The sequence below is a fragment of the Shigella sp. FC1967 genome (genome assembly GCF_001743005.1).
Taxonomy (GTDB): domain Bacteria; phylum Pseudomonadota; class Gammaproteobacteria; order Enterobacterales; family Enterobacteriaceae; genus Proteus.
Genome location: NZ_MIIZ01000689.1, coordinates 1 through 4,672, shown reverse-complemented (window position 1 = coordinate 4,672; position 4,672 = coordinate 1). Strand labels below are relative to the sequence as shown.

At 34.2% G+C, this 4,672-nt stretch carries 4 protein-coding genes and 1 pseudogene; 2 read left to right on the top strand and 3 right to left on the bottom strand.

Annotated elements, in window-relative coordinates:
- Positions 1-23: 23 nt before the first annotated feature.
- Positions 24-342, bottom strand: a pseudogene (locus BHE89_RS09965) (LapA family protein).
- 159 nt (positions 343-501) lie between these two features.
- On the bottom strand, positions 502-1,221 hold the full coding sequence (pgpB, locus tag BHE89_RS09960; protein ID WP_069369230.1) for a phosphatidylglycerophosphatase B: 720 nt from the start codon (positions 1,219-1,221) through the stop codon (positions 502-504).
- 266 nt (positions 1,222-1,487) lie between these two features.
- On the opposite strand from pgpB, the gene ribA reads away from it, so the two are divergent.
- Positions 1,488-2,087 carry a GTP cyclohydrolase II gene (gene ribA, locus BHE89_RS09955; RefSeq protein WP_023582272.1) on the top strand — a complete coding sequence of 200 codons (600 nt, stop codon included), beginning with the start codon at positions 1,488-1,490 and terminating at the stop codon, positions 2,085-2,087.
- Between the two features lie 251 nt (positions 2,088-2,338).
- Positions 2,339-3,154 carry a MetQ/NlpA family lipoprotein gene (locus tag BHE89_RS09950; protein ID WP_069369231.1) on the top strand — a complete coding sequence of 272 codons (816 nt, stop codon included), beginning with the start codon at positions 2,339-2,341 and terminating at the stop codon, positions 3,152-3,154.
- 755 nt (positions 3,155-3,909) lie between these two features.
- On the opposite strand, the gene BHE89_RS25500 is transcribed toward BHE89_RS09950, so the two are convergent.
- Positions 3,910-4,503 carry an LbetaH domain-containing protein gene (locus BHE89_RS25500; RefSeq protein WP_286146044.1) on the bottom strand — a complete coding sequence of 198 codons (594 nt, stop codon included), beginning with the start codon at positions 4,501-4,503 and terminating at the stop codon, positions 3,910-3,912.
- Positions 4,504-4,672 lie beyond the last annotated feature (169 nt).

The following is a 4,672-nucleotide window of genomic DNA, read 5'->3' as shown; positions in this document are numbered from 1 at the left end:
AATTCTAGCATCAGCTATCGTCCTTATTTCGTAGCAGAAGCAACCGTTGGGCGACTTTCTTGGTTTTCTTGTTTTGCTTGGGCGCTTTCAAGGCGTTTTATTTTACGTTTCGCTCTACCTAGTGATAAACGTACACGTAGATAAAAAAACACCACTGACAATCCAGCCAAGTATAAAACCTCCACCAAACAAGGTCGCTAACAAGGTAGAAATCCGATATTCACCTTGAGCAATAAGGTAATTAAATGTGACTACCTGATCGTTATTTGTGCCTAAAGTCATGGCAATCACCACGATGGCAAGAACAAGAATAACCAAAATAAAAAGTAGGACTTTTTTCACGTTATTTCCTTTTTTATTCTCTTTTCTTTAGTAGACAGATAAAGGTAGCATTTTCACTGCGCACAAAGAAAGTCATTTCTTAGAATCATCTGATTTTCGTATATTTTTTCACATAAATATCGAAAAAGACATTCTGTATCTCAAAAATAAGGGTTATCGTCAGGATTTGAGCAATAAACGTCGCTCAATCACCTTAAATGCACACCAAACCAGCACTGTGCTGATAAGAATACCGACAATCACATCAGATGCCCAGTGCATTCCTAATACAATACGCCCTACTGTGACATCAATTCCCCATAATAACCCGAGTGACGCTAAAACATAATGACGACGCAACATAAAAAGGACAAAAACAAATAATGCGAGTGTTGCCGAAAATAAACTATGACCAGATGGAAAAGCATAACCTGTTTCAGCTTTCCAATGTTTCAGTTGCCATTCAGGGATCACTGGTGAATTAGCTAAGCCATTTTGAAGTAATTGCTCTCGCTCAGATCTTGGTACTTGATAAAATGCCTCAGAATTCATGTGCAAACTTTCACTAACCCAAACAACATAAGGGCGAGGCTCTTTTACTGTATTTTTAACCGCAACTTTAATGAGTTGTCCAATAGATAATGTAGCAATAATTATCACAGCTAATTGAATAAAGTGGCTACTTTTTAATTTTAAGATCCTAAAGAGCAACACGAAAAAAACAATCATCGTCACAGCGCCCCAAGGTTTTGCTGCACTATCTGCTATCCATAATGTGCTTATACCGCCTAAAGGATGATCAGTCGGTTGCCATTTCCAACCCAATAGCAATACAACACTTGGTATGACTAAGAGCAACACACTACCTAACAGAATCAACTTTGTTATTTGCTTATCCAATATATCGCCCCTTTGTAAATACACATGTTATCTTCCGATCACAGCCAAAGATGATCAGTATAAACGATGCAAGTTTAGCAATAAATCATTATGCAAGAAGGCATAAAATCTGATAATTTGTAGTGGTGTGAATTTATAAGTGTGTGTAATCCCATTTCCTTGCCTATTAGACATGGAAGCATTTCAGTGTTTTATTTCTCTTTGTTCTCGTTATAAAGTGTATAATCTTGAACGAGAGTTTCACCTGAAATTATGAGTCAAAAATAATGAAATTAAGACGTATCGCAGAAGCAAAACTACCTACTCCTTTTGGTGAGTTTTTAATGGTGGGTTTTGAAGAAATCGCAACAGGAAAAGATCATGTCGCCCTTGTTTATGGCGATATTTCAGGCTCAGAGCCCGTATTATCTCGTATTCATTCAGAATGCTTAACGGGTGATGCTTTATTTAGTCTACGTTGTGATTGTGGTTTTCAACTTGAAGCTGCACTTTCACAAATAAGCAAAACAGGTCGTGGCGTATTACTTTATCATCGCCAAGAAGGCCGAAATATTGGGTTGCTAAATAAAATACGAGCTTATGCATTACAAGATAAAGGATTAGATACCGTTGAAGCGAACCTCGAGTTAGGTTTTAAAGCTGATGAACGCGATTTTACCCTTTGTGCTGATATGTATAATCTATTAGGTGTTCATGAAGTGCGATTATTAACCAATAATCCGAAGAAAATTGAAATCATGAAAGCTGCAGGCATTAATGTTATCGAACGCGTTCCTTTGATCGTCGGACGTAATCCAAGTAATGCACATTATCTTGATACTAAAGCCGATAAAATGGGCCATCTTTTATTTAAGAAAGCGCAATAATAAAGTAATAAATAATAATACCGCATTTATTATCTTCAAATCCGAGCCTGAGTGCTCGGATTTTTATTTATTCCTTTTTATTCTATTACCTTGCCATTCCTTCTTTATCTACTTTTCTACTCTACACCTCATTTTCATATTGTTTTTATCATTAAATTATATCATGTGAATATTTGTCATATGCGATTTCATTGACTATTCATCTGATTCTAAGTTATTTATTAATAAATAAATTTTGATAGGAATGCATTATGCCACTACATTTTTCTGGTAGGATTTTCAGCGCGCTATTATTAGCAGGAACATTATTAACAGGCTGTGATAATAGCGATAAAAACAGCTATTCAATCAAAGTAGGTGTGATTAATGGTGCTGAGCAAGATGTGGCTGAAGTCGCCAAAAAAGTCGCAAAAGAAAAATATGGCTTAGAAGTTGAATTGGTGAGTTTCAGTGGTTCATTATTACCTAATGATCCCACGGCAAACAAAGAACTTGATGCCAATGTTTTTCAACATCGCCCTTTTCTTGCTCAAGATAATCAATCTCGCGGTTACAATTTAGTGGCAGTGGGCAATACGTTTGTTTTTCCTATGGCGGGCTATTCAACTAAGATTAAACATCCTTCTGAGTTAAAATTAGGCGATACCATTGCAGTTCCTAACGATCCCACCAATTTAGGTCGAGCCTTACTATTATTAGATAAAGAAAACCTGATTACACTCAAACCAAACAGTGGTTTATTACCTACAGCTATCGACATTATTGATAATCCACTTAAGCTTAAAATTATGGAGCTAGAAGGCGCGCAATTGCCACGAGTTTTAAACGATCCCAAAGTCACTGTCGCTATTATCAGTACAACTTATATCCAACAAATTAATTTATCGCCAACCAAAGACAGTATTTTTATTGAGGATAAAAATTCACCTTACACCAATATTATTGTGACAAGAGAAGAAAACAAAGACGCTGATAATGTGCGAGATTTTATTAAAGCCTATCAATCCCCCGAAGTGGCAACAGCCGCTGAAACTATTTTTAAAGGTGGTGCTATTCAGGGGTGGTAAACGCGACTTATAATTTATCAGGTCACTTATAATCAGTGACCTCTTTATTTAATAGTTATGACCCAAAATAAAACTTTAATTTATTGTTTTCATCTGCTTTAATTGATACTTTAAGATCATTACCATATTGATCATATATAATACAATTCATTTCTTTATCTTCCCTGCTGGATGTAAAATGCTTTCCCCATATTCTATACTATAGCTCCAGAAACATAACCCATCCTCATTATTTTCTGATGTGACTGGAATTAAAGTATCAGGTTTAAAATGAAATTTCTTAGTGTAATAATAAGGCGTTAATGGAAATTTGTTTAATATGATTATCAAGTCGAAGTGCTAATTATCTGGTAATGACCTTTTTGATAAAAATGAAAAGATTTATTTTCTTCACATTCTACACTCTTAGTTACCGTTTTATTATTGCCGTTAAACCTTAGATAATATTTCGTTAAGACATCACCTGATGTTTCTACATTTTTTTTCTATTTTAGGATTTACCAGTGGATTTATATCTACATCTGCCTCTGTAAATATTTTTTTTTGGTGCGACATCCAGAGTGATATAGTTTAAATATTCACTGTAATTATTTTTAAAGGCTGTAGTATACTCTTTTCCTTTAATGTGAGTTTGTGCGCATACATTAAAGGTGTCTATCACTTTATTAACAGAAAGATAAATAACACAAGTGGATGCATATGTGGAGTTCAGTGTTGCTTCTTGACTGCTTGGAAATACAAACCCATTATCTTTATCAAGACAAAGAAATATTATTATTGTTAATAATAGGAAGGTTTTTTTCATTTACTATATGTACATTTCTATAAATATCTTCTTTGGATATTTTTATGAAACGACCATTTTTATCTAAGGCTTCTATATAAATAGTAATAGGCACCTGATGTCTACCATTAACATATGCAGTCGCTGTTTCATTAAATTTATTAATATAAATATAAAATGCTCTTAGTCTATCAATATCATCCCAAGAGCCAGATTGGCTATTAACAAACCCATCTTCCGATACAATCGTACTACCCTCAATAGTCGCATAACCCGTCACCCAACCGTTTTTTTCAACTATTGCATCACCACGAACAATAGCCGCTCCTGATACTTTAGCATTATCTTTAATAACAGCATTATCATATATCACAGCGTAATCAGATATTGTCACATTATCTTCCACTAACGCATTACCATAAATCTCTGCATTGTCATTTACTTTACTATTTCCCTTAATTATTGCATTACCGTGGATCTTCACATTATTCCTGATAATTGCATTACCTGTGACTTTAGCATTACCAAATACCATAACATTATCAAAAAATAAAACAGTTATCATCTCTGCTTAAATTACTTTCATTTTCTATCCATCCGCCTGGACTATCCGTATACACTCTTTTAATTCTATATAAAGTAACACCATTATATTCTTTTTTTTCACTCGTTATTTTTATATTTCTTCATAAATACCTCGATAATAAAATCCTGTTAATATTCTTATATTAACT

Coding starts and splice junctions, on each gene's coding strand:
- ribA (WP_023582272.1), top strand. CDS start 1,488: ATGAAATTAAGACGTATCGCAGAAGCAAAACTACCTACTCCTTTTGGT.
- BHE89_RS25500 (WP_286146044.1), bottom strand. CDS start 4,503: ATGATAACTGTTTTATTTTTTGATAATGTTATGGTATTTGGTAATGCT.
- BHE89_RS09950 (WP_069369231.1), top strand. CDS start 2,339: ATGCCACTACATTTTTCTGGTAGGATTTTCAGCGCGCTATTATTAGCA.